At 47.4% G+C, this 21,290-nt stretch carries 19 protein-coding genes; 10 read left to right on the top strand and 9 right to left on the bottom strand.

Going from position 1 to position 21,290, the window contains the following annotated elements; all coding sequences use genetic code 11:
* Positions 1–214: 214 nt before the first annotated feature.
* A complete protein-coding gene (locus ACFQ03_RS13615; RefSeq protein ID WP_144942009.1) occupies positions 215–775 on the bottom strand; it encodes a dihydrofolate reductase family protein in 561 nt (186 codons plus the stop codon).
* Between the two features lie 209 nt (positions 776–984).
* Entirely contained in the window at positions 985–1,656 is a 672-nt protein-coding gene (locus ACFQ03_RS13610) for a DUF4097 family beta strand repeat-containing protein (RefSeq protein WP_144942011.1), read from the bottom strand.
* A 245-nt stretch (positions 1,657–1,901) separates the two neighbouring features.
* Between ACFQ03_RS13610 and ACFQ03_RS13605 the strand changes: the two genes are divergently transcribed.
* From ACFQ03_RS13605 to ACFQ03_RS13595, 3 genes are read left to right on the top strand one after another with little or no spacing between them, the layout of a single operon-like run.
* Positions 1,902–2,051 (top strand): hypothetical protein, encoded by a 150-nt coding sequence (locus ACFQ03_RS13605; RefSeq protein WP_186328534.1) that lies wholly within the window; start codon positions 1,902–1,904, stop codon positions 2,049–2,051.
* A gap of 27 nt (positions 2,052–2,078) precedes the next feature.
* A complete protein-coding gene (locus ACFQ03_RS13600; protein WP_379288742.1) occupies positions 2,079–2,861 on the top strand; it encodes a MerR family transcriptional regulator in 783 nt (260 codons plus the stop codon).
* Positions 2,851–3,507, top strand: coding sequence for a GAP family protein (locus ACFQ03_RS13595; RefSeq protein ID WP_379288740.1), 657 nt, complete (start codon positions 2,851–2,853; stop codon positions 3,505–3,507). Before ACFQ03_RS13600 ends, ACFQ03_RS13595 begins: the two co-directional genes overlap by 11 nt.
* An 8-nt stretch (positions 3,508–3,515) precedes the next feature.
* On the opposite strand, the gene ACFQ03_RS13590 is transcribed toward ACFQ03_RS13595, so the two are convergent.
* The 3 genes from ACFQ03_RS13590 to ACFQ03_RS13580 are packed head-to-tail and all read right to left on the bottom strand — an operon-like array spanning position 3,516 to position 6,394.
* The gene (locus tag ACFQ03_RS13590; protein WP_379288738.1) at positions 3,516–4,121 is read right to left on the bottom strand and encodes a response regulator transcription factor; all 606 of its coding nucleotides are present in this window, start codon (positions 4,119–4,121) and stop codon (positions 3,516–3,518) included.
* Positions 4,118–5,242, bottom strand: a complete 1,125-nt coding sequence (locus ACFQ03_RS13585; protein ID WP_379288736.1) for a sensor histidine kinase — start codon at positions 5,240–5,242, stop codon at positions 4,118–4,120. The genes ACFQ03_RS13590 and ACFQ03_RS13585 overlap by 4 nt, the downstream gene beginning before the upstream one ends.
* An 18-nt stretch (positions 5,243–5,260) precedes the next feature.
* Positions 5,261–6,394 carry a DUF418 domain-containing protein gene (locus tag ACFQ03_RS13580; RefSeq protein ID WP_144942013.1) on the bottom strand — a complete coding sequence of 378 codons (1,134 nt, stop codon included), beginning with the start codon at positions 6,392–6,394 and terminating at the stop codon, positions 5,261–5,263.
* 809 nt (positions 6,395–7,203) lie between these two features.
* Between ACFQ03_RS13580 and ACFQ03_RS13575 the strand changes: the two genes are divergently transcribed.
* Positions 7,204–8,025, top strand: coding sequence for an ion transporter (locus ACFQ03_RS13575; RefSeq protein WP_379288734.1), 822 nt, complete (start codon positions 7,204–7,206; stop codon positions 8,023–8,025).
* Between the two features lie 150 nt (positions 8,026–8,175).
* Positions 8,176–9,639, top strand: a complete 1,464-nt coding sequence (locus ACFQ03_RS13570) for a protein adenylyltransferase SelO (protein ID WP_379288732.1) — start codon at positions 8,176–8,178, stop codon at positions 9,637–9,639.
* A 258-nt stretch (positions 9,640–9,897) separates the two neighbouring features.
* Here the strand turns inward: ACFQ03_RS13570 and ACFQ03_RS13565 are convergent, their stop codons facing one another.
* The 3 genes from ACFQ03_RS13565 to ACFQ03_RS13555 form a co-directional block, all read right to left on the bottom strand.
* The gene (locus ACFQ03_RS13565; protein WP_379288766.1) at positions 9,898–11,346 is read right to left on the bottom strand and encodes an ATP-binding protein; all 1,449 of its coding nucleotides are present in this window, start codon (positions 11,344–11,346) and stop codon (positions 9,898–9,900) included.
* Positions 11,241–13,055 (bottom strand): sensor histidine kinase, encoded by a 1,815-nt coding sequence (locus ACFQ03_RS13560; protein ID WP_379288730.1) that lies wholly within the window; start codon positions 13,053–13,055, stop codon positions 11,241–11,243. The genes ACFQ03_RS13565 and ACFQ03_RS13560 overlap by 106 nt, the downstream gene beginning before the upstream one ends.
* Positions 13,056–13,293: 238 nt before the next feature.
* Entirely contained in the window at positions 13,294–14,502 is a 1,209-nt protein-coding gene (locus ACFQ03_RS13555) for a multidrug effflux MFS transporter (protein ID WP_379288728.1), read from the bottom strand.
* Positions 14,503–15,111: 609 nt separating this feature from the next.
* On the opposite strand from ACFQ03_RS13555, the gene ACFQ03_RS13550 reads away from it, so the two are divergent.
* The 4 genes from ACFQ03_RS13550 to ACFQ03_RS13535 all read left to right on the top strand — a co-directional run bounded on the left by ACFQ03_RS13550 (position 15,112) and on the right by ACFQ03_RS13535 (position 18,940).
* The gene (locus ACFQ03_RS13550; protein ID WP_379288726.1) at positions 15,112–16,065 is read left to right on the top strand and encodes a phosphotransferase family protein; all 954 of its coding nucleotides are present in this window, start codon (positions 15,112–15,114) and stop codon (positions 16,063–16,065) included.
* Positions 16,066–16,188: 123 nt separating this feature from the next.
* Entirely contained in the window at positions 16,189–16,554 is a 366-nt protein-coding gene (locus ACFQ03_RS13545) for a hypothetical protein (protein ID WP_379288724.1), read from the top strand.
* Between the two features lie 317 nt (positions 16,555–16,871).
* On the top strand, positions 16,872–17,900 hold the full coding sequence (locus ACFQ03_RS13540; RefSeq protein ID WP_379288722.1) for a phosphotransferase enzyme family protein: 1,029 nt from the start codon (positions 16,872–16,874) through the stop codon (positions 17,898–17,900).
* A 161-nt stretch (positions 17,901–18,061) separates the two neighbouring features.
* Positions 18,062–18,940: a pentapeptide repeat-containing protein gene (locus ACFQ03_RS13535; RefSeq protein ID WP_379288720.1), complete on the top strand. Its 879-nt coding sequence runs from the start codon at positions 18,062–18,064 to the stop codon at positions 18,938–18,940.
* 12 nt (positions 18,941–18,952) lie between these two features.
* Here the strand turns inward: ACFQ03_RS13535 and ACFQ03_RS13530 are convergent, their stop codons facing one another.
* The gene (locus ACFQ03_RS13530; RefSeq protein WP_379288718.1) at positions 18,953–19,513 is read right to left on the bottom strand and encodes an NUDIX hydrolase; all 561 of its coding nucleotides are present in this window, start codon (positions 19,511–19,513) and stop codon (positions 18,953–18,955) included.
* Between the two features lie 452 nt (positions 19,514–19,965).
* On the opposite strand from ACFQ03_RS13530, the gene ACFQ03_RS13525 reads away from it, so the two are divergent.
* Entirely contained in the window at positions 19,966–20,751 is a 786-nt protein-coding gene (locus tag ACFQ03_RS13525) for a class I SAM-dependent methyltransferase (protein ID WP_379288716.1), read from the top strand.
* The last annotated feature ends 539 nt before the right edge of the window (positions 20,752–21,290 follow it).

The following is a 21,290-nucleotide window of genomic DNA, read 5'->3' as shown; positions in this document are numbered from 1 at the left end:
GAGAAAGCCACTTCATTGTAGGAGTGGCTTTATTTTTACGTGGAGAAAAGGCAACTGAAATAACAGAGCAATCGAAAAGAAATCATAGGCTGCTCAATAAGCAAAAATCAACATCAAAGCGATACAACAGGCCTATGAGGGTAGACGTAGAAGGAGAAAAATATTCCCGAGAAGATCATGAAGGTGTTGTAAGAACAGGGCAGGGCGAGTTCACTTATTTTTGATAGTACAACCCAACTACCCCGTTCTCGTATGTTTTACTGCTGCTTAAGTTCATGGAGAATTGTTTATTGGCAAGAGCGAATAGTTTCTCGCCTTGGGAAACGACCACAGGATGAACGAGCACCCATAGATCATCAAAGAGATCATTTTGAATGAATAACTGCCACGTCTTTACTCCGCTCTCCACAGAGATTTTTCCCGCAGTGTTCTTTAGATTCATGATTTCGCGAGCGAGAGATTTATCGTCCTTGGCTATGATTTGCTGAGAATTCCTCCATACCAGATTCACTTCCGAGCGGGAAATGACCACTTTAGGGATATCGTTTATGCGCTTGGCTATCGCTTGTTCGAGGGGGTTTTTGGAAAATTCCTCTGCGTTTTGCCAATGCTGCGCCAATGAGGAATAGGAGTTACTTCCTACGATAATCGTTTCCACCGTATTGTAGTATTCGTAGTAATCTTCGAAAATTTCCTCACTTAATGTCATCCACTTATCCTCGTTTGAGACGATGCCGTCCAACGACATTTGCATAGTCATAAGAATTCTGCCCATTTCTTAGCCTCCCCGATATAATCTTGAATTTTACAATTTGCCTGCCTGCGGATTATCTAGATATTACCACGCAGCATTGTTGAACATTTCTTCTCGATTGCTCAATGCTCATTTTAGGCATTTGACTGGAAGTATGGTTAAGAAATATGAGAGGTGTGCAGGCATTGCATGAATAAAGACAGATCAATGGTTCCGCCGTGACGTTGCTGCTATTGCACGGTTATATCGCCGGAAGTAGTGCTGATATCTACTTCATACGTTCCTTTTCCCGATTTTCCGGAAATTTGGCCACGACTTTGTTTGGAGTCATTCTGTATAGGGATAGAAACAATGTATTTCCCGCTCCCGGTCTTGGCACGAAGATTAAGATCCGGTTCGCTGGTGTTTAGCTTCAATTGAATATTGCCGCTTGTGGTCGACACATGGACATCACTGTGGAATTGGGCAAAATCAAGAGAAACATTGCCGCTCTTGGTATTCACTTCAATGTGATTATTCTCGAATTGGGTGGCCGTCACGCGGCCGGAAGAACTGTTGACGAAGATTTTTCCCTCATATCCCGAAGGAATCCGCACCAGAAGCTTGGGCTTTCGTCCGATACGGGCTAGGGGGCTCTCGACTCTTATATTTATTTCATCCGCATCTTGAACGGAGGAAATACCGGATTTGACCGCAAGACCCCATTTTTTGTCGTACCTTATTTCCATGTCGTCGATTTCCGCACTCTCCAGTTCTATAGCGATACTTCCGCTATCAATATGGATAGCAGATGAATCATTAAGCGGAATGCTTTGAATATCTTGTTCATTAGCGCCCTGATTACAGCCCGATAGGACAAATATAAATAAAAATGTCATAAAAGGTATGAGTAACTTTTTCAATCGAAATCACCTTTCTTTAATATAGAATTGAGTTTCCAGTCAGGACCGCCTGAAGCTCTTATGAGCATTATAAAAGATGACGTTACGGAACTATCAATCCCATAGATTCGGATTACCTCTTGAAAGTGACGCAGCGTCATTTTGTATAATGAAGCCGACGATGAAGCTCCTCCTGATTCTATTCGTGAAATCCGCCAAATCGGGAAGCCGGGAGGAGAAGAGATCAATTACAAGGGGATATAGTTATGAAATCAGGCGATATCATTATTTATGCATGTGTCATAATAGGGGCAGGGATCGGACTTATGCTCGGCCAAGCCTTGCCCGGAGTTCTGGTCGGACTGGGACTGGGTTATTTAATTAAATATGCTGTATCCAGGGACAAGGAAAACTAGGATGTCCATCGCAGGAGGTGCCCGTGCTTGATTCATATCAAAGAGGTTGCGAAACAGACGAAGATTACAGTCAGGACACTTCGATACTATGACCAGATCGGATTGCTGGCGCCCTCATCCAAGACGGAAGGGGGACATCGTCTATATACGGAAGAAGATTTAAAGAAACTCCAGTACATCCAGTTTTTAAAAGAATTGGGCTACGGCTTGCAAAACATTAAAGAGATGTTGGCCGACCCTGACTGGAACTGGTCGATTAGCTTGGAAAAACAGTTAGTCTATATCATGGAAGAACAAGCAAGATTGCAGAAAATAGAGTCATCCCTTCGTGAACTGATTAACGGTATAGCAGCGGAAGACGGGAATGAAAGTCTGGCCATCCGGAAATTAATCCAGCTATGGAATCGCAATAAAAAAGGACGTCGAGCATTCAAGGAGAGCATGTTTAACGATAGGGAAGTGGAAAGTTGGGCAAAGCTCCCCAAAATGAACGGTGATGACCCCGATTCCATGGAGTGGATTGCTCTGTTAGGCCAGATCAAACGGTATATGTTGAAAGACGATCCCTCCTCGCCAAGGGTACAGAACATCATCCGGCGGATGCTGGAAAAACAGGTAGAAGATTTCGCAGGAGAAGAGCAATTTATCAATAAGCTATGGGAGTTGAGAAAATCGCCGGAGCAATCGGAAGAGCTCGGTCTCTACCCAATAGATCAGGAAGTTCTCGAATATATGGAGCGAGCCTATGATATATACGCTGCTTCCCTGCAAGATTCCGCCCGGAGTAAGGAGGAAACTCGTGAATCTTGAAATGCTGCTTATGATAGGGGGACTAGCCCTGTTAGACACACTCAGTCCGGCAACTCTAGGGGTAACGGTCTATTTGATGTTAACGGAGAAAGAGCGGTTAAGTTCACGCTTAATGATCTATTTGGCCACAGTCGCAGCTTTTTATTTTTTAGTGGGCATTGCCTTTATGTTGGGCATGGATGCCTTACTGGGTGCCTTCTCCTCCATCTTGCAGAACCGTATCGTAAGCTGGGTTATGCTGATTATCGGGGGGATTCTATTTATAGCAAGCTTCTACTATCCCAAGAGTAAAAGCTCGGATTTGCCGAGGCCGAAGTCTGCAAGGATATCCTCCATGATTGCGCTTGGGTTCGCCACATCGTTGGTTGAAGTGGGCACGGCGTTTCCTTATTTTGCTGCCATTGGTCTTATGTCGACCTCAAATTTGGCGGTCTATCAGTGGCTCCCGATTTTAGCCGCTTATAATTTGATTATGGTGCTGCCGCCGTTCATCGTGTTTGTACTGCATTTATTATTGGGGCGCGCCATGCACAGACCGTTGGAGAAGCTCCGTCTTAGGCTTGCACGGCATTCGGGATCGGCGGTTTCGTGGATTATGTGCATCGTCGGGCTGATCCTGATATTCAATAGCCTGGATTACCTGTAGGAAAATCGCTATAGCCATCCTTTCTCCTCGGCAATATTGACGGCCTGCTGCCTCGATTCGGCTTCAAGCTTCTGAATGGCGGAGGATAAATAGTTCCTTACGGTTCCTTTCGTCAGGAACAGCTTCTTGCTGATCTCGCTTGTCGTCATTCCTTCCTTGGTCAGTCGCAGCATTTCGATTTCCCTTTCGCTCAGCGGGTTTTCCTCTTTCATGAAGAGAGCCGCGGCCAAATCGGTGCTGATCACCCGTTCTCCTTTCATGACCCGGCGGATCGCTTCGATAAGATAATCAATCGGCTCGTCCTTTAGTAAGTAACCGTCCACTTGGGCATCGATAGCTTTCTGCAAATAGCCTGGCCGGGCGAAAGTGGTGACAATCATGATCTTGCAGGGCAGGTGCGCCTCTCTTATTTGCTCGGCTACATCTAGACCGCTTGCGTAAGGCATTTCAATGTCCAGTACGCAAACATCGGGTTTAAGCCGCTGAACCGCTTCCCAGGCCTGCCTCCCATCGGGCACTTCGGCCAATACCTCAATGTCCGACTCAAATTTCAACAACGAGGCGAAGGCGCCGCGCAGCATTTGCTGGTCTTCTGCAATAACGACTCGAATCATGATGCCGGGTTCCCCTTTCTATGATGATGAAGCGGAAGCTTCAAGGAAATCGTCGTTCCTCCGTGAGGCGAGTTGCTCACCATGACGGTTCCATGAAGAGCCTGCATCCGCTCCTTCATTGATTGAATTCCGTTCCCCAGTTTCCCTTCCACTAGACCGACCCCGTCATCCGTTATATTTACGCAGTAAATATGGCCCACGGTTGCCAACGTTACAGAACATCGCTTGGCTTGGCTGTGCTTGACAATATTCGTCATCGCTTCCCTGACAGAGAGGGCTATCATCGTTTCTTCCACACTGGATAACAGCGGAGGCTTCCCTTGCTCCGCAATTTCAAGCTCAATCCCCGCTGTATGGAGCAGCTTCCCGGAATGTTCCAACTCACTGGCCAGAGAGATGAATTTCATTTCGGAAACAAGCTCTCTCACCTGTCTCAGGGCGATTCTCGATGTAGCCAGAATATCCTTCAGCTCTTCCTTGGCCTGCCGGGGATCCTTATCCACCCATTTGGCGGCCAGCTCGCTTTTCAATTTAATCATGGTTAGAGTTTGTCCGAGAGTATCATGAAGATCTCTCGCTATGCGCTGCCTTTCCTCCTGTTGGACATATTTCTCAAGCTGTTGGTTTGCTATATCCAGCCTGCCCTGCAGGTTTTTTGTCTTTCGGATGATATAAACGATGATCGGAAAGATCATTTGAATAATCATGATCGGAAGCAGGATTGAACTCCACAGTGAGGCAAGGCCATCATTTTCCTTCAAAGGAACAATGGTAAACATAAGAGCTATCGCCGCGATTCCAATGGCAATATGCCACTTAGACTTCGACTTTCCAAGCATGTCGGCGAAGATAAACCCGAACAGCAGGATGCGGGGACCGATATACATTCCGATCAGAGTTAGAGTGGCAATGCCGGCCAGAACCGCAGCCAGAAGATACCGGTCCCGAAACCAGAGCCCGATATAGAATGAAGCGAGGAAGGCCGTCAGAAGAATGAGGCTTCCCGAGAGACTCGGAGCGGAATCCGAACTCAAGACGATATAAAACAAAAATACGATCGAGACCACATCTATTATCAAATAACTCTTGATTTGATCTCTCGGATAGAGCTTACTGATCATCAACAGCCTCCAGTTGCGTTATCTGGGCTCGAAGATTCCTGCCGCATGTTTGCGGACCGTCTCCATAGGCCCGAGCCTGAAGACGCGAAGCCATACGGATGCAAACCATATCTGGAACAGGGAAATGCCGAACCAGATCGCAATAATTGTCAGGGAATTCAGCTTGCCGCCAAGGGCCAAGCCCCAGCCATAGAAAAGAATGGAAGAGATTATATTTTGCATGACATAACAGCTTAAAGACATTTTTCCGGCATTTTCAAGACGGCGCCACAGCCCATCCCATTTCCTATATTGTACCATCTTCGCTATGGCTGCTATATATCCAATTGAAAGCAAGGGGGCAAATAAATAGCGGACAGGCAAATCAAATGCGCCTCCCGGGACAAAAATCAGCAGGTTCAAGGGCAAGCCGATATACAGTCCTATTTTTAGCAGCTTGCCGCGCAGTTTTCGGCCGTTCTCATCCTGGGAGAAGACCCCCGATCGCATGAAGCGGACACCGAGCAGAAATAAGAATAGATTCATGGGAATGACGAAGATGGTTTCCAGTCTTAGCACAAGAAAATTGGACAGCCGGTACTGGATTTGCTCTACCCAGGTGCCGTCTTTGTACAGGGCGGTCACTTCGACAAAACTGCCCAAGGACATATTGGCATCTACCAGGCCAATCAGCAGTATCCCCAGGATGCAGACAGCGTGGATGCTTCCGATCACCTTCATCGTTATGGAGATCAGACGGTCGCCGCCTTTGACGATGAAGGCTGCAATCATGGCCGTCAAGCCGTAGCTCATCAAGATGTCATACTCTATCACCAGGATGAAATGAAGCAAGCCTTCCATGAATAATAACAAGGATACCCAGAGGTAGACTCCCGGCCAGGCTTTCCCTTTGCGCATCGCCTGCCGATATTTTAGTTCCAGTCCCACTCCAAACATGATCGTCAACAAGCCCAGCAGCTTGCCGTTCACAAGGAATAACACGATCATCCGGATCAGATCGTCGGCTCCCCACCAACCCGAATGATCGAACGTTGTCAGATAAGCCAGATCTCCCAAATGTGCGAATATCCAGATGTTCGTCCCCAAGGTTCCCAGAATGGCAAACCCTCGCAGGATGTCCAGCAGGCGGATTCTTTCTCCACGTTGTTCCATATCCTTCACTCTTTCTCTTTGAATTAGCGTAATTTTATTGTAGCTAGGATAAGAGAGAGGGAACATTCACACCTGTAAAGAGTTAAATATGACACGTGTCATGTTCAAGGCTTGAAAGGAGATTAGGTATAAATGCAGAATTAGTTTATTAGGCCGATGGCAATAGCAAAAATTCGTAGAGATTGATGCAGTACAGACCAATATTGTGGATAAGGATGGAAATCTGCGATTCAACTGGAAGGGGGCATTTCGTCGCATTAAATGGCGGTCCTCACTTCAAGTTCACAGAAGCGATCTACTTTGAAAATCCGTCTATTTTCATTTACTGCTGGTGCCGTGTAAACGGAATGGCGCGTCTAACTGGATTTCATACAGTTAGTTTGCATCTCTGGCGCGAAAGACGGAAACTAAGTGGAAATACTACAGCTAGTTTGTACAAAAAAGGCGATTTTGGCAAAAAGCCCGGATTCTAAATGTAGTTTTTCCATTTACTTTAATCACTTTCCACCATTAGCTTGAATTTACCTGCATAAAATACAGTTAGATCATCTTCATCCTCAAAGTAATTGATTTTCTATTTGTGTAACACATATATTGGAGATTCAGGAAGGTCACGATTTAACGCTGGAATGGAGGGAGTGGTGACTCATCGTTATCCGCATTTAACTGCTTAAGAAGATTAGAGTGAAGAAGAAGGAGTTTCAAGGGAACATGTAAGGGTTAAAGGGAAACAGCACGATTCACCAGCAAAGGAAGAAGGCAGTTAAATAAAATTGCAAATGGACGGAAGGGGAACGTGGTCGACGCGCATGGCAAACAATCATGAAAGAACGAGTACTAATGCAGGATCACTCAAGACAATCATCAGACAACTCGTAGAGCATAGGTGGTTTCAGCTGACTATAATAGGCATCATCGTATTGAACGGCCTTATTATCATTACGGAGACGTATTATACCGGAAATCGTCTATCGATGATCTTGGATAAAATCATTGTTTGGATTTTTGTGATCGAAATGCTGCTTAAACTCATAGGTCTTGGTATCAAGCGGTATTTTTCCGACAGGTGGAACCTGTTTGATTTTACTATTGTCGCAGGAAGCCTGATATTTTACTCGACGCCTTTCGTAAGTGTGTTGAGGCTTATCAGGGTATTGCGTTTGATAAGAATGATTCCGGCGATTCCCGCAATGCGCAAAATTATAGACTCCTTAATCAAATCGATACCGGCTCTAACAGGCATTCTGGGGCTGACCTTGTTGATTTTTTCGATTTACGCCATTATAGGAACGACTTTTTTTAGAGATGTGCTTCCCTACGAGTTTTTTGGCAGTTTTCATACATCCCTGTTCACCTTGATGCAAGTTGTGACCTTCGAATCGTGGGCAAGTCAGGTGGCCAGGCCGGTTATTAATGAGATTCCGTGGGCCTGGACTTATTTTATTTCATTTATCATTATCGGCGCCTTGGTCATATTAAACCTTGTCGTTGCCGTTATATTGAGCTATTTGAGTCAAGAGGACGATGTCATTCGCAAGGAACAGATAGACCGGTTGTATACAGAAAATCAGGAGTTAAAGAGAGACATTCAAGAAATTAAACGATTGCTTATGGAAAGGAATAAACTTTGAGATTCCCGATGGCATAGGTTGATTTCAAATCGTACAAATGGAACATGTCGTTCCCGTTCGTTTTTTTTAAATATTATAATGTCCACGATTATTATTCACTGTTACAGCGTAAATTAAGATATCAAATGTCAAAAGGAAAAGGAAGATTCAATGACAGTGAACACAACAGGTTGGAACTTCGATAATAGTTACGCTCGTTTGCCGGAAAGGTTGTTCTCTAGGCAAAAACCGACTCCTGTACATTCGCCGGAGCTGGTCATTTTCAATGAGCCGTTGGCGGCATCTCTTGGTTTGAATGCCGAGGCATTGCGAAGCGAAGAGGGTGCCGAGGTATTTGCCGGTAACAGGATTCCCGAGGGCGCGGAGCCTCTTGCGCAAGCTTACGCCGGGCATCAATTCGGGCATTTCACCATGCTGGGGGACGGACGGGCTCTGCTGCTTGGCGAGCAAATAACGCCTTCCGGAGAACGGTTCGATATTCAGCTCAAAGGTTCAGGTATGACGCCATACTCCCGCGGGGGAGACGGCCGTGCGGCATTGGGGCCGATGCTGCGTGAATGCATCATCAGCGAAGCCATGCATGCGCTGGGCATTCCGACCACCCGCAGTTTGGCAGTGGTCACAACTGGTGAGACGATTCTGCGTGAAACGGAGCTGCCGGGTGCTGTACTGGCCCGCGTGGCTGCCAGTCATATTCGCGTCGGCACTTTTCAATACGTGTCGAGATGGGGCACCGTCCAAGATCTCCAAGCCCTTGCGGATTATACTTTGCAGAGGCATTTTCCGGTTGGCGATGCTGTTCCGAATCGCTATTTATTTCTGCTGCAGGAAGTGATTAAGCGGCAAGCAGAGCTGATTGCCCAATGGCAGCTCGTTGGTTTTATTCATGGGGTGATGAACACGGATAACATGGCCCTCAGCGGAGAAACGATAGATTATGGGCCTTGTGCCTTCATGGATACCTATGACCCTGCAACGGTGTTCAGCTCTATTGATACTCAGGGCCGATATGCCTATGGCAATCAACCGTATATAGCGGCTTGGAATCTGGCCAGATTTGCCGAAGCTTTGCTGCCTCTGCTGCATGAGGACGAGGATGAAGCGGTGAAATTGGCTCAGGATGAGATATCGGCTTTTACCGGACAGTTTCGCCGGAACTGGCTCGCAGGAATGAGGGCGAAGCTGGGCCTCTTTAACGAAGAGCCGGAGGATCAAGCCCTGATTGAAGACCTTCTTGGCATGATGCAGAAGAATGGTGCGGATTACACGAATACCTTCCGTGCCTTAACTTTCGGTAAGCTGGAGGATACGGGCCTTTCCTGCAGCGCGGATTTTGATCCATGGCATGAGCGGTGGCAGGCGAGACTGGGCCGGCAGCAGGAATCCGAGGACTCCTCGCGCCAGCTGATGCGAAGCAGCAATCCCGCGGTCATTCCCCGCAACCACCGGGTGGAAGAGGCGTTGGAAGCGGCGGTGGAGGAAGGAGACTACAGCGTGATGGAGCGTCTGCTCGATGTTCTGTCGGACCCCTATAAGCACTCCCCCGAACAGGCTGAGTATGCAGCGCCGCCTGCGCCGTCCCCCCATCCTTACCGCACTTTTTGCGGTACCTGAAAGCTTGTTATAAAGCGGTTATATTACAATAACGGGCGCCCATTCCAGGGCGCCCGAAATTTTATACGTGGGGCTATTAGAGCAGCGAAGTAGTTACTGCCGAAGCGGAAGTGTAGGTCCTTTTTTTGGGCTAAACACGCGCGACGCATGGTTATAAAAGCAATTGTGCAGGTAAATTGAGCGTCTTTCGTTCTATTCTGGAAAAACGGCCGGATTCAAAGATCCTTTGCTTGTCTTGGGGTCATGCGTCTTATTCTGTTAAATGCTCCTCTTATTACGGCTGTTCGGAATGACGAACGATATCGAGGTCCCCTTATTCGGCCGGCTGACTATCATCAGCCCTTCGCCGTACAATTGAATCAATCGTCTATTGGTATTGGAGATCCCGATTCCACTCTTCCCCTTCATAGACGGATTGAGCAGTTCATTGATCTTGTCCTGCTCCATCCCTTTGCCGTTATCCTTAACTTCAATAAGGGTACCGTCGTCTTGGCGGGCAATCCGGACATGGACCGTACCGCCTTGATTTCGGCTCAGGATGCCGTGTCTGACGGCATTCTCGACTAACGGCTGAATGGAAAGGGGCGGCAGAAGCAAGCTGATGTCATGCTCCAGCTCCCAGACGACGGACAGTCTATCCCCGAACCGTTCTTTCTCAATATATAAATAGGCTTCGACCAGCTCCAGTTCATGGGAAAGCTCAACCAATTCGCCCGTATTAAGATAATCGAAGCTAATCCGTAAGAAGGACGCGAATGCATCGCCCAGCCTGCGCATCTTCTCTGCATCAATGTCGCTTAACGCCATGAGCGAATTGAGCGTGTTGAACAGAAAATGAGGGTGGATCTGCGCCTGCAGATAGGCAGCCTCCATGCGCAGACGCTCGTTGATCGATTGCTTGAGCGTGATCAAGGCCCGGATTCGGTATTTGAGTTCCAGAGCGTCTACAGGCTTCGTCACATAATCGTTGGCTCCCGACGAGAATCCGGTGTAGATGTCGGCAGGCTGACTGCGCGCGGTCAGTAGCAAAATCGGCAGCTCGGATACGGAGTAGTGCTCTCTTACCTTCTGCGTCAATTCGTAGCCTGACATATGCGGCATCATGACATCGGCAATCAATAGATCCCATTGCCGGGTTCCCAGCAAATCCAGCGCCTCCCGGGCTGAGTGGGCTGTCGTTATATTGTAGGGCTCGGTCGAAAGAATTCCAACGAGTACGTTCAGATTGACAGGGTCATCATCCACAGCAAGAATATTCACTTTCCCCTCACTCAGCAGCGGTGGAACCCGGACGGTGGCAGCCCATTCGTCCAGGGCTCCATTCGGAACAATGAATCCGGCGGTACCGGCTGCGGCTCCCTCCGTCATCTCGTGAAGAGCAAGAGAATCTTGCGGCAAGGGGAGATTTGACACGGAAGTTAGCGGCAGGTCAAAACTGAATATGGACCCTTTACCCGGCTCGGAGCGAACGGTAATTTGGCCGCCATGAAGCTCGACCAACTGCTTGCAAATGCTTAACCCCAGTCCCAAGCCTCTTCCGTCACTAATTCCATACGCCCCTTGTTCATAAGGGAGAAATATATGCGCCTGAGTCTCTTTGTTCATACCGACCCCGGTGTCGGACACATGAATGACGGCACGCTTGTCCCGCGATTCAGCGGAAACGGAGATGGTCCCTTCCTCCGTGTATTTGACGGCGTTATGCAATAAGTTATACAGAATCTGCACAAGCCTCTTCTCATCGGCCATGACCGGCGGCATGGATTCGGGATATCCATACGCAGTTGGATAGGCTTGCCTTCCGTCATGAATTTCAGCATGGCGATAACGCCCGGTACGACCGATTGAATCCGCAATGGCTCCTGCTGCAGCACAATGCGGTGCTCCCGAAGCCGCGCCACATCCAGAAGCTCGCCGAGCATATGGGACATGCGGCGGCTTATCGTTATAAGCAGCTCCATATCTTTAACGCTGCTTTCATTCATTTGGTGCTTCTCTTTCGTGACAACGGTTTGCGCGATATTTATAATCCCGTGCAGCGGCGTTCTCAGTTCATGTGAAGTATTGGCAAGAAATTGGTCCTTCAGCTTGTCGGTTTTTCTCAACTGCTCGTTTAGCAAGGCGTTCTCCCGGGAGTTGCGGATATATTTCTTAAACCAATAAGCGGAAAAACCGGTAATCGCCGCTATGATATCGATTGGATAATAGACAGCGGTAATGTTTTTAACATAATCCACCAAGCTCCATGCCAAGCTGGTGATAATCCCTGCTGCGGTTAACAGCAAGAAAACGATGTCCTTGTCGGCCTGCTCTTTGAAAATCATTGTGCCGACAATATAAATAAACCAGGCAAATGGAGTTAAGTAAATAACGGTGAAAATGTTTAATTCAACGATTCCATATACCCATGAGACCGGTGCAGCCGCCATGAATCCTGACAGGACGACAAGGGCCGCAGTGTATGCGCGCAGCCAAACATTTCCCAGCGAATTCGCATGAAATCTTCTGAAAAGAAGAATAAACAGGTTTTGCCATAGGAGGGAGATTAGTTTGATCTTTACCGCCCATGTGTAATTGATCGGCAGCCATAGCAGCAGTATGTTATCATGACCAACCAGAATAGCTGTCCCGACGGACAGCGTTAACAGGCTTGTAATGAGAAGAGCCCGTTCTTGACGATTGAATAAATAGAGAATACAAGCATACAAACCGTGAAGCGCTAAAATAACAAAAGTCACTAGCTGAAAGCCGATAGAATACCATCGCAAGTAATCAATCGAAGCCTGGGAGCCGAACAAGACGGAATGCAGGATACCGCCGTTGTATGGATCGTCAAAGTTAGCCACCCGAATAAGCACATCAATCTCCGTTGTGCCTTCCACAGAGTAAGAGGCCGTGTAGGAGACATTCCAGGGCAGATAGTCCTTAGCGTCAGTGGCTAGCTTGCCGATTTCGGCCTCCACCTGCTCGTTTATTTCGACGGCGGATGAGGCTTGAATTCCCCGAAGCCAGAACGCGACGGGCTGTTGCAGCGGATCGATTAGAATGCGCAGCCGGTAGGTTCCATATCCGTACGAGGAACCGGAATCGTTATTCTGTACGCTTCCCCAGTCTCCCGGAACCTGAATAGGAAGGAACTGGTTGTCCGCTGACGGTATATCCTGATGAGACAGAAATTGGCCGGGGTAGAACTGCCATTCGCCATCCAAATAGAAAGAAGGGGAATTATCCAAATCTATCCCCCGCAGATCAAGTAAGCCGCCGACGGGGCGCGGGTTCTCCGATGCGTCAAAAAGCCCGGACCACGTCCAGCGCAGTCCGAAGAGTGCACCGAGAAAGAGTATAACAATCGATATATATGCAAATCTTTGAGTAATTTTATTGAATATTCGCATCATACCGAAGACATTCGACATAAATATTGATTAATCCTTCAATTTGGTGAGGCGGTATTTTTTTCACATGGATATGTAAATGTTCACGGATGCCCCCGCGACCGTTATAATGGGTGGGCCATAATTAAAAATTAGAGTTCCATGACCAAATAACGAGGCTGCCGTGGAAAAACGATCGGCAGCCTCATTTAAGCTTCGGCCAGCTTGCTCGCGCATGACTTCGCAGATTATGCCGGCATTCTATTTATTATCGTGCCTCTTACGTCCCCGAGAACGGTTCATACCTTCGTTCATGGCTTGCCAACCTATGACTTACAAGGGCCATAATTACCGCCAACACGAGAAAATACATCGGCATCGTTAATAATGAACCATTATGAAGATAACTCATGCCGCTCGTAATCAGGCTGACAACAAGGTAGTAACCCAATCCGAAAATGGCCCCGGCTGTACCCAGTACATCCTTATAATGGATGAGCGCCAAGCTTAGACAGTTGGGAATAGCCATTCCGATCCCCAGCAGGAGAATAAAGATGCAGGCATCCATTAAAGCGAGGAAGGGCATGGAAGGGGCCATTTTGCAAAGAGCGAGACCCATAAGACATGCCGCCCCCAGGGTGGTAACCATGGAGCCGATAAGGATGATTCGCTCCGCTTGGAGCCGGGTTAGCAGTTTTTTCGACAGCATTGCACCGAATATGGAAGCCATGGCCACGAAAATGCCCAAAAATCCAAACAGGCCGGGCTTCATCTGAAAAAATTCAATAAAAATAAACGGCGCCTCGGCATAGTAGCTGAACAGGATTCCGTTGGTCGCGCCTATGAGAAAACCAAAAGCCCATATTCTGCGATCCGCAACGAGACGCTTAGCTACCGCAAGGGTATGAATCTTTGTAGCCGCGGTAACTTTGGTCTCCGGCAGAGAAACAAACGTGTAGATAAAGATGGCCCCGCTCATCACAACAAGAACGATGAACACTGCCCTGAATCCAAACCCTTGGTCGATCCATCCTCCAATTAATGGCCCGATGGCCGGAGTGAAGGCAAGGGCTGCAGAAATTTGGGCAAAGACCGCATGGCGTCGGGCTCCGTCGATACTTTCCCGCAGAATCGTTTGGGTCACCACGGAACCGGTGCTGGCGCCAAAAGCTTGTAGAAATCGGCTGGCCAACAGCCATTCCGCCGAGTCCGACAAGGTGCAGCCCAGGCTTCCTGCTCCATAAACCAGGATTCCCCAGAGCAAAGCGGGCCGCCGCCCTATGGAATCAGACAGCCTTCCCCAGCAAAATACGCCCAAGGCGAAACCCAGGAAGTAAATACTGAGCGTCAATTGGATCACGTTGCTGCTGGCATGCAGATGATCGGCTATATCCGGTAGTGATGGAGTGTAAATCGTTTCGCTAATTTGCGGAAAACCAACAAGGACAATTAACAGCAATAAGGATGGTGTTGAGATTTTTCTTTCCACAGCTATTCCCCCTATCATTCAAAAATCTCAATTAGCTTGGAAAGAAATTACGGAATAGGGGGTTTGCATTTAGTCAATCTGGTAAATGAAAGCATTCGGTTCACCTTTTATTTTTATAGGGGGAAATATACCAAGCATTATATCAGGCTTTCGGGAGTTTTGTCATTGTTTGCCGGGAAGGCTGGTGGACATTACTTTAGTAGGGAGCCTATCGGTGATGCTGGCGTGGTGCCGATTCAGCGGCATAGCAGGGGGGACATGACTGCATTTTCGCCTGGAAGGAAGCGATCTAACTGTATTTTATGTAGGTAGATTGAAGCAAACGTCGTAAAGTGAGATGGCTAACTGGAAAAACTACACTTAGAATCGAGGTTTTTTACTGATAACGCCCTTTTTGTCCAAAATAAATGGAGTTTTTCCATTAAGTTTTAATTTTTAGCCCCGAGGAAGCAAACTAACTGTATAAAATCCATTTTAGCCGATCCCTGTCGGGACCAACGAATGCTGCCGATAATGATCAGCTATAACAAAACTGTCCGATGATTAGCTAAATAGGTTTCGTATATGATTATCGGTAATGATAAATATACATTGGGGAGGACGGGCCATTTGATCAAAAAAGATGCTCCTAGTCTGGATTTAGCAGCTCAAATAGTAGGAGAATATCTTAATTCTACAGCCTTTAAAATAGAAAGGGTCCTAAGCGGAGTCTCCACTTATGTCTATCGTATCCGATTAGGTGAGGAGACCTTGTATCTTCGGGTTCTTCCGGAACAAGAGAGGAGCTTAGGCGTGGAAGTACATGTACATTCGTTAGTAAGACGAATGGGGGTTCAGGTTCCGGAGGTCATCCATTTTGAACACCATAATGAAGTTTTGGGGATGTCGGTGATGCTCGTTAAAGAAATCCCTGGTTCAAGCGTAGAGGATTGTATTTCCAATGGCGAATATGAGGACATTCTTTACCAAGCCGGGCAACAGATTGCGGTTATCCATCAGGTCAAGGTCGATGGCTTCGGTTGGATAATAAGAGACCAGGAGCAATACGGCAACTCTTTACGAGGTGAGAAAAAAACATTGCAGGATTACATCTGTCCCTACTTGGAAGAGGATTTATTTTTACTGTCACAGAAGGTTTTCAGTAAGGTAGAGACCTCTCAGATCACAGATATTATAAATTCCGGAATGGAATTGATGTCCGGGCACGAAGCCCATTTGGTTCACGGGGATTTCGATGATTCGCACATTTTCCAGCAAGCCGGGAAATACACGGGGATCATTGACTTCGGAGAGATTCAAGGAAGCAGTCCTTTATATGATTTGGGGCATTTCAAATTGCATGATGGCCAGCGTTATTATGGCTTCGATTCGTTAGCGAAGAGGTATGATGCAGTCACCTCCCTCTCATATTATGATCTATTGGAAATCGACCTCTGGGCATTATGGATAGGGGTAAGAAGATTAGGGATGATATGCGGAAGGACTTGGGGATGTTATCATGAACATTTAATAAAAACGGTAACCATGGAAATGGAACTACTAAAAAATAAGCTTAAATTATAGGCGGGTTGAAATTAGTTTAATTGAAGGGTCGGTCGGGCCGGAGACTATGGATTCCTATCCCTATTGTTCCAACAGTGTTATATAATAGCAGAATGATGAAATATGAACGAAAGGGTGGCCAAAATGAAAGCGGTCCAAGATATGTATCAAACCTTCCAGGAGGAAATGGGATGGGCGCCGGTTGACAAGCATGACTATCAGTCCAGCAAAGAATTTCTTCTATATATCCATATGCTGCTGACAACCGAGGTAGCCGAAGTAGCCGAAGAATTTCGCAAGATGATGTATAGAACAAGAGACCTTGCCGAAACCGGGATGGAGATAAATGAAGCTTATTCCCAGGCGAAACAAGAAATCAGAGAAAATTTGGGCAAGGAGCTGGCGGATTGCCTTGCTTATCTTTGTAAGCTGGCCAACTTCTTTGACTATGATTTAGAAGAGGAGCTTCGCGCTAAGCTGGATGAAATAAGAAAGAGATACAACAAGTAAGGTTGTCGTAGTCCAGCTCTAAGACCATTTGGTTTTAGAGGTTTTTCTTGCTGAGCAGAACCGGCAGCATGGCCCGCCCAAGCCAGATATGATAAATCTGCATGGTTATCTGGACTGAGCGATAAGTATCCGGGTAAATAACCTATAATAATAGCTTAGGGGCGCCTTTACCGGTGCCCTTAAAGTTTATATGCGTGGCTGAACGACGGATTTTTTCACTATAAAGCTTCTTCCTATTTTCTTCACACAGGTCCATTCTATACAATAGACACAATCAGACAATAGGTCCGGTAAAATATATTTATGGAGGTCGGCATATGAATGACGTCGTTTGGTATGACACAGAGGAGAACAGAAGGTCTCTGCTAGCCAAAGCGAGGAAGGTTGCTTTAACGGCACTGCTGCAATATGACTTGGAATGGGACCGAATTCAATTTATTCAGTTGTCTGACACGATAACCTACAAAATTAAGACGAGTACAGAGCAGATTTATTTGCTTCGCATTCATTCAAATCGACTCGGCAAAGAAGAAATTCGTTCGGAGCTTACTCTGCTCGAGGCTTTGAATAAAGCGGCTGATCTGAACGTACCGGAAGGGCTGGCATGCCGCGACGGCTCTTATGTGTTGGAGATTAGCGCGGAAGAGGGAGTACAGCCTCTTCATGTCACGATGACGCGGTGGGTAGAAGGGGAACATGTTAACGGGGAATTGACGGACGATCTTGTTTATAGCATGGGTGTGATGATGGGCAGACTGCACGAAACGGCTGCAGGCTTCGTTCCGCCTCCTGATTTTGTCCGGCCCCAATGGGGAGCGGATAGCTTCAGACGGGAAATGGCCAAGCTGGAACGGTATAATTCGTGTTTTTTATCGGCTGAAGCCTGGAAGTCTTACCAAGCTGCATTTGAGAAGATTGTAACCGAACTGGCGGAAATGCACCGTAATGACCACAACTATGGACTTATTCATGCGGATCTGCATTCGGGCAATATTGTTTTCAACGAGGGACGCCCCCATCCGATTGATTTCGGAAGTTGTGGTTACGGGTATTATCTCTATGATATGGCAGGAGCGTTATTAGAGCTTCATCCTAGACAGCGGCGGACGTTTATCCAAGGCTACGAGAGCATAAGAAAGCTGGAAACGGACTACGTTCGGCATCTGCAATGCTTCTTCATCATGTTCATGATCGAGAATTACTGCCACCATGCCCCCGATCCGGGAGAAACATCGAATTTATTGGATGAACAACCTTACGCCCAAGCATACATAAGAGAATACTTAAACGATGTCCCGTTTCTATTCCGTGTGATCGAACCAGTGAAAATAGTTTGGAGCGAGTAACATTATGGAAAAAGAATTGACGGAGACCTCGTTCAGTAATAACATAGACTTCTGTAAAAATTCATTATTATTCGAAAAGTATCCCCGATGAAGCAGGAAACATGCGTTAAGATCAGATAGTTAAAGGATGGAATAGATTCAAGAGGGGAGGAAACCGCACCATGTCAGATAATCATGAAAAATCATCATCGACTCCCAATAAGAGCAGCCTGAGTCTGCAGGGCGATTGCGAGAACTGCTTCGGCTTGTGCTGCGTTGCGCTGCCTTATGCAGCATCGGCTGACTTCGCAATCGATAAGGATGCCGGGTGCCCCTGTCCGAATCTGCAATCCGATTACCGCTGCGGTATCCACGACAGCCTGAGACAGAGGGGCTTTAGGGGCTGCACGGTTTATGACTGCTTCGGCGCCGGGCAGAAGGTATCTCAGATAACGTTCGGCGGGCGAGACTGGCGGGGAGCCCCGGAGTCCGCGAAGCTCATGTTCGAGGTGTTTCCGATCATGCGGCAGCTCCATGAGCTGCTTTGGTATCTGAACGAAGCCCTGACGTTACCGTCGGCAAGTCCGATTCATGGGGAGCTTGCGAAAGCTCTCGGAGAGACCGAACGACTCACCGACCTGGATTCCGGCTCCATCATGGAATTGGACATCGCGGCACATCGGGCCAAGGTGAATGACCTCCTGCTTCGGACCAGCGAGCTGGTGCGGGCGGAGGCTATCCGATCGCAGAAGGGCTCTGCCAGCCGCCGGAAGACGTACGGCCGGGGTGCTGACTTGATCGGAGCCAAGCTGAAAGGAGCCGACCTAAGGGGGGCCAACTTGAGGGGTGCCTACCTGATAGCGGCGGACCTCCGTGGCGCTGACTTGAGAGGCGCCGACTTGATCGGAGCCGATTTTCGGGATGCCGATCTAAGAGGGGCTGACCTTACCGGCAGTATATTTCTCACCCAGCCCCAGCTTAATTCAGCGAAGGGAGATGCCAGTACCAGGCTGCCCAAGTCGCTCACTCGCCCTGCACACTGGTCCTCCAGCGGAAAATAAAGTGTGCGGGGTTCAGCCAATCGGATCTTCATTGACCTTTCTATTTCGCAAATCGTATGCAAGCTCATAGAGTTCCGCTAAATCCGCTCTTCCAGATTTCATAAACTGTTGTTTGGCTTCCTGCAGCGTCATGGCTTCAACGGCAACGACCATTTCTCCATCCTCCGGGATCAAGGGGGCGGACACAAGTTCAACGTCACCGTACCCCACCGCTCGATAGTAAATGGGATGCGGTAAATGGGGTCTATATGGTCGGGCCGTAGAAGAAACGAATCTCCATGCTCCGAAAACGATAAAGGGGGACACCAGTCTGGCTCCGGCTTCTTCCATAAGCTCGCGCATTAATGCCGATTGATAATGCTCATCCGGTTCCAGGGTTTCCCCGGGCATTTCCCAATTGCCATTGTCTAACCGGATTAAAATGCACTTCTCATCATCAAGGAAGGGTACGATATTTACGTTGCTTATTAACGGTTCCGGAGGTAAATCTACATCAAACTGTGAGATAGCCTGGCCCCAAACATTCGTTTGAAAGAGGTTTGGATATCGCTTTTTATATATGGTTGGCCGCATTTAGTCATCCCCTATGCCGGAAGATTTCAATTCTCAATCTCCTCTATTCTTACATAAATATCCACTTGCTGTTGTGACAAATGGGTGAAATTGCTTTATTTGAACGAAGTTGGCAGCCTATGCCGCCTTACGCAGCACCATCAGTTACTGATAATAGCGGGAATTTGAAGCCTGTTGATCCATAAACTCGAATCGGGAATAAAGGCCTGGTTTACCTTACAGTACGCGTAAAAGGGATTGTTTTGCGGCATTCGAAGCAGAAGTGGCAACAAAAAAAGACACTGTCACAGTGTCTTTTGGTTTTTTTGGGTGATTTTAAGCAGAGGGTACCTATCCCGGTTCCCTATAATAGTATTATAATTTCCGGATCATTATAAGTCTACACATTTAGCAAAATATCCCGTATTCTTAATCGTGCCGGCCGGCAAATCTGATGTTGGGGGTGCCAAACTATGTTTCCTGATCTGACGCAGCATCCGGACTATTTACGAGGGCAGACCTTGGCCTGGTGCAATCAATTGGCCGCCAAGACGGGCAAGTATGAGTTTACGTGGAGAAGCATTTGTGAAGGGACAGCGGCTGAGGACTTTCTATCGGATAAGCTATCTTCCGTACTGCACGGCAAAGTTCTGGATGTCGGATGCGGTCACGGGGAGTATACTAATCGATGGGCGGATTTGGCTGAAGAAGTGGTCGGGTATGACATGACCGAGGGGTTTATCCGGACGGCTGAGCAAACCCGCAAACCGAATGTCCGGTACGTAGCGGGAAGAACACATGACGGGCTTCCTTTTCCAGATGATTATTTCGACTGTGCCTATACTAAGAAGGGCCCGACCAGCTGGTATAAAGAGGGGAACCGGGTAGTTCGGTCCGGGGGAACGCTTCTATTATTCCATCCCGGAGACGGCAACGGAGAAGGTGGAGAATTGGGGTTATGCTTCCCCGGATTATTCTCTCCTCCTGAGTTAGGCACCCCGACTCTGGACAGAATCCAGGAGCGGCTGGAAACTAGCGGCTTGATCGATATTCAACTAACTACTTTGAAGGAGACCATATGGATTCCGACTCCTGAAGATATATTTGCTATGGTATGCTTCGGCCAGAGTGATTCATTTGCCCGCTATGTCAGAGAAACCTGCTATGATCAAATCGTTACCCAATTTGAGAAGCATGCGAGCGAACAAGGAATCCGGACGACGGGCTTTTATTATTTGATTCAAGCTAAAGCTGCATAAAATGTATCCAGGGCCATCTATTCGGATGGTCCTGTTTTAATATTGGAACTACTCTCTGATTGGCGTAAAAAGCTAAGTCTAATATCGGTGTTTTGACTGGTGAAACATAAGTTTGTATATAAGTGTTACACAAATAGAAAACCATGGTTTCGATGGATTGACGGTAGTGTGAAATTTGAAAACTAAATGGATTTCATACAGTTAGTTATCTATATTCGGAAGAAATATGGAAACTAACTGGAAAACCTACAGTTAGTTTGCGCCAAAACAGCCGTTTCGCCCAAAGTTGCCCATTTTAACTGTAGTTTCTCCAGTTAGTTTGATCATTTTCGCCCATTCACTTGAATCTACCTGTACAAAATACAGTTAGACGTGCCGCTCCGCTTGCAACGATGCCTGCAGACGGTAAAATAGACCGATTTTCAAGGTAATTTTCGCCTTTTCGCTCCAGAGGAGCAAACTAACTGTATGAATGTAGTTAGAATAAAAAGTGGACATCCCTTAAGTGAAAATAGATAATAACCGTATAAGGGAGAGGG

Origin of the sequence: Paenibacillus residui (genome assembly GCF_042677205.1) — a bacterium.
GTDB classification, from domain to species: Bacteria; Bacillota; Bacilli; order Paenibacillales; family NBRC-103111; genus Paenibacillus_L; species Paenibacillus_L residui.
The sequence above is the reverse complement of the archived record's forward strand: the minus strand, read 5'-3'. Positions and strand labels throughout refer to the sequence as shown.

Excerpts from the sequence above, each read along its gene's own strand:
- ACFQ03_RS13560 (WP_379288730.1), bottom strand. The coding sequence starts at position 13,055 with ATGTCGAATGTCTTCGGTATGATGCGAATATTCAATAAAATTACTCAA.
- ACFQ03_RS13590 (WP_379288738.1), bottom strand. The coding sequence starts at position 4,121 with ATGATTCGAGTCGTTATTGCAGAAGACCAGCAAATGCTGCGCGGCGCC.
- ACFQ03_RS13570 (WP_379288732.1), top strand. The coding sequence starts at position 8,176 with ATGACAGTGAACACAACAGGTTGGAACTTCGATAATAGTTACGCTCGT.
- ACFQ03_RS13585 (WP_379288736.1), bottom strand. The coding sequence starts at position 5,242 with ATGATCAGTAAGCTCTATCCGAGAGATCAAATCAAGAGTTATTTGATA.
- ACFQ03_RS13540 (WP_379288722.1), top strand. The coding sequence starts at position 16,872 with ATGAATGACGTCGTTTGGTATGACACAGAGGAGAACAGAAGGTCTCTG.
- ACFQ03_RS13580 (WP_144942013.1), bottom strand. The coding sequence starts at position 6,394 with ATGGAACAACGTGGAGAAAGAATCCGCCTGCTGGACATCCTGCGAGGG.
- ACFQ03_RS13615 (WP_144942009.1), bottom strand. The coding sequence starts at position 775 with ATGGGCAGAATTCTTATGACTATGCAAATGTCGTTGGACGGCATCGTC.
- ACFQ03_RS13535 (WP_379288720.1), top strand. The coding sequence starts at position 18,062 with ATGTCAGATAATCATGAAAAATCATCATCGACTCCCAATAAGAGCAGC.
- ACFQ03_RS13530 (WP_379288718.1), bottom strand. The coding sequence starts at position 19,513 with ATGCGGCCAACCATATATAAAAAGCGATATCCAAACCTCTTTCAAACG.
- ACFQ03_RS13545 (WP_379288724.1), top strand. The coding sequence starts at position 16,189 with ATGAAAGCGGTCCAAGATATGTATCAAACCTTCCAGGAGGAAATGGGA.
- ACFQ03_RS13575 (WP_379288734.1), top strand. The coding sequence starts at position 7,204 with ATGGCAAACAATCATGAAAGAACGAGTACTAATGCAGGATCACTCAAG.
- ACFQ03_RS13525 (WP_379288716.1), top strand. The coding sequence starts at position 19,966 with ATGTTTCCTGATCTGACGCAGCATCCGGACTATTTACGAGGGCAGACC.
- ACFQ03_RS13605 (WP_186328534.1), top strand. The coding sequence starts at position 1,902 with ATGAAATCAGGCGATATCATTATTTATGCATGTGTCATAATAGGGGCA.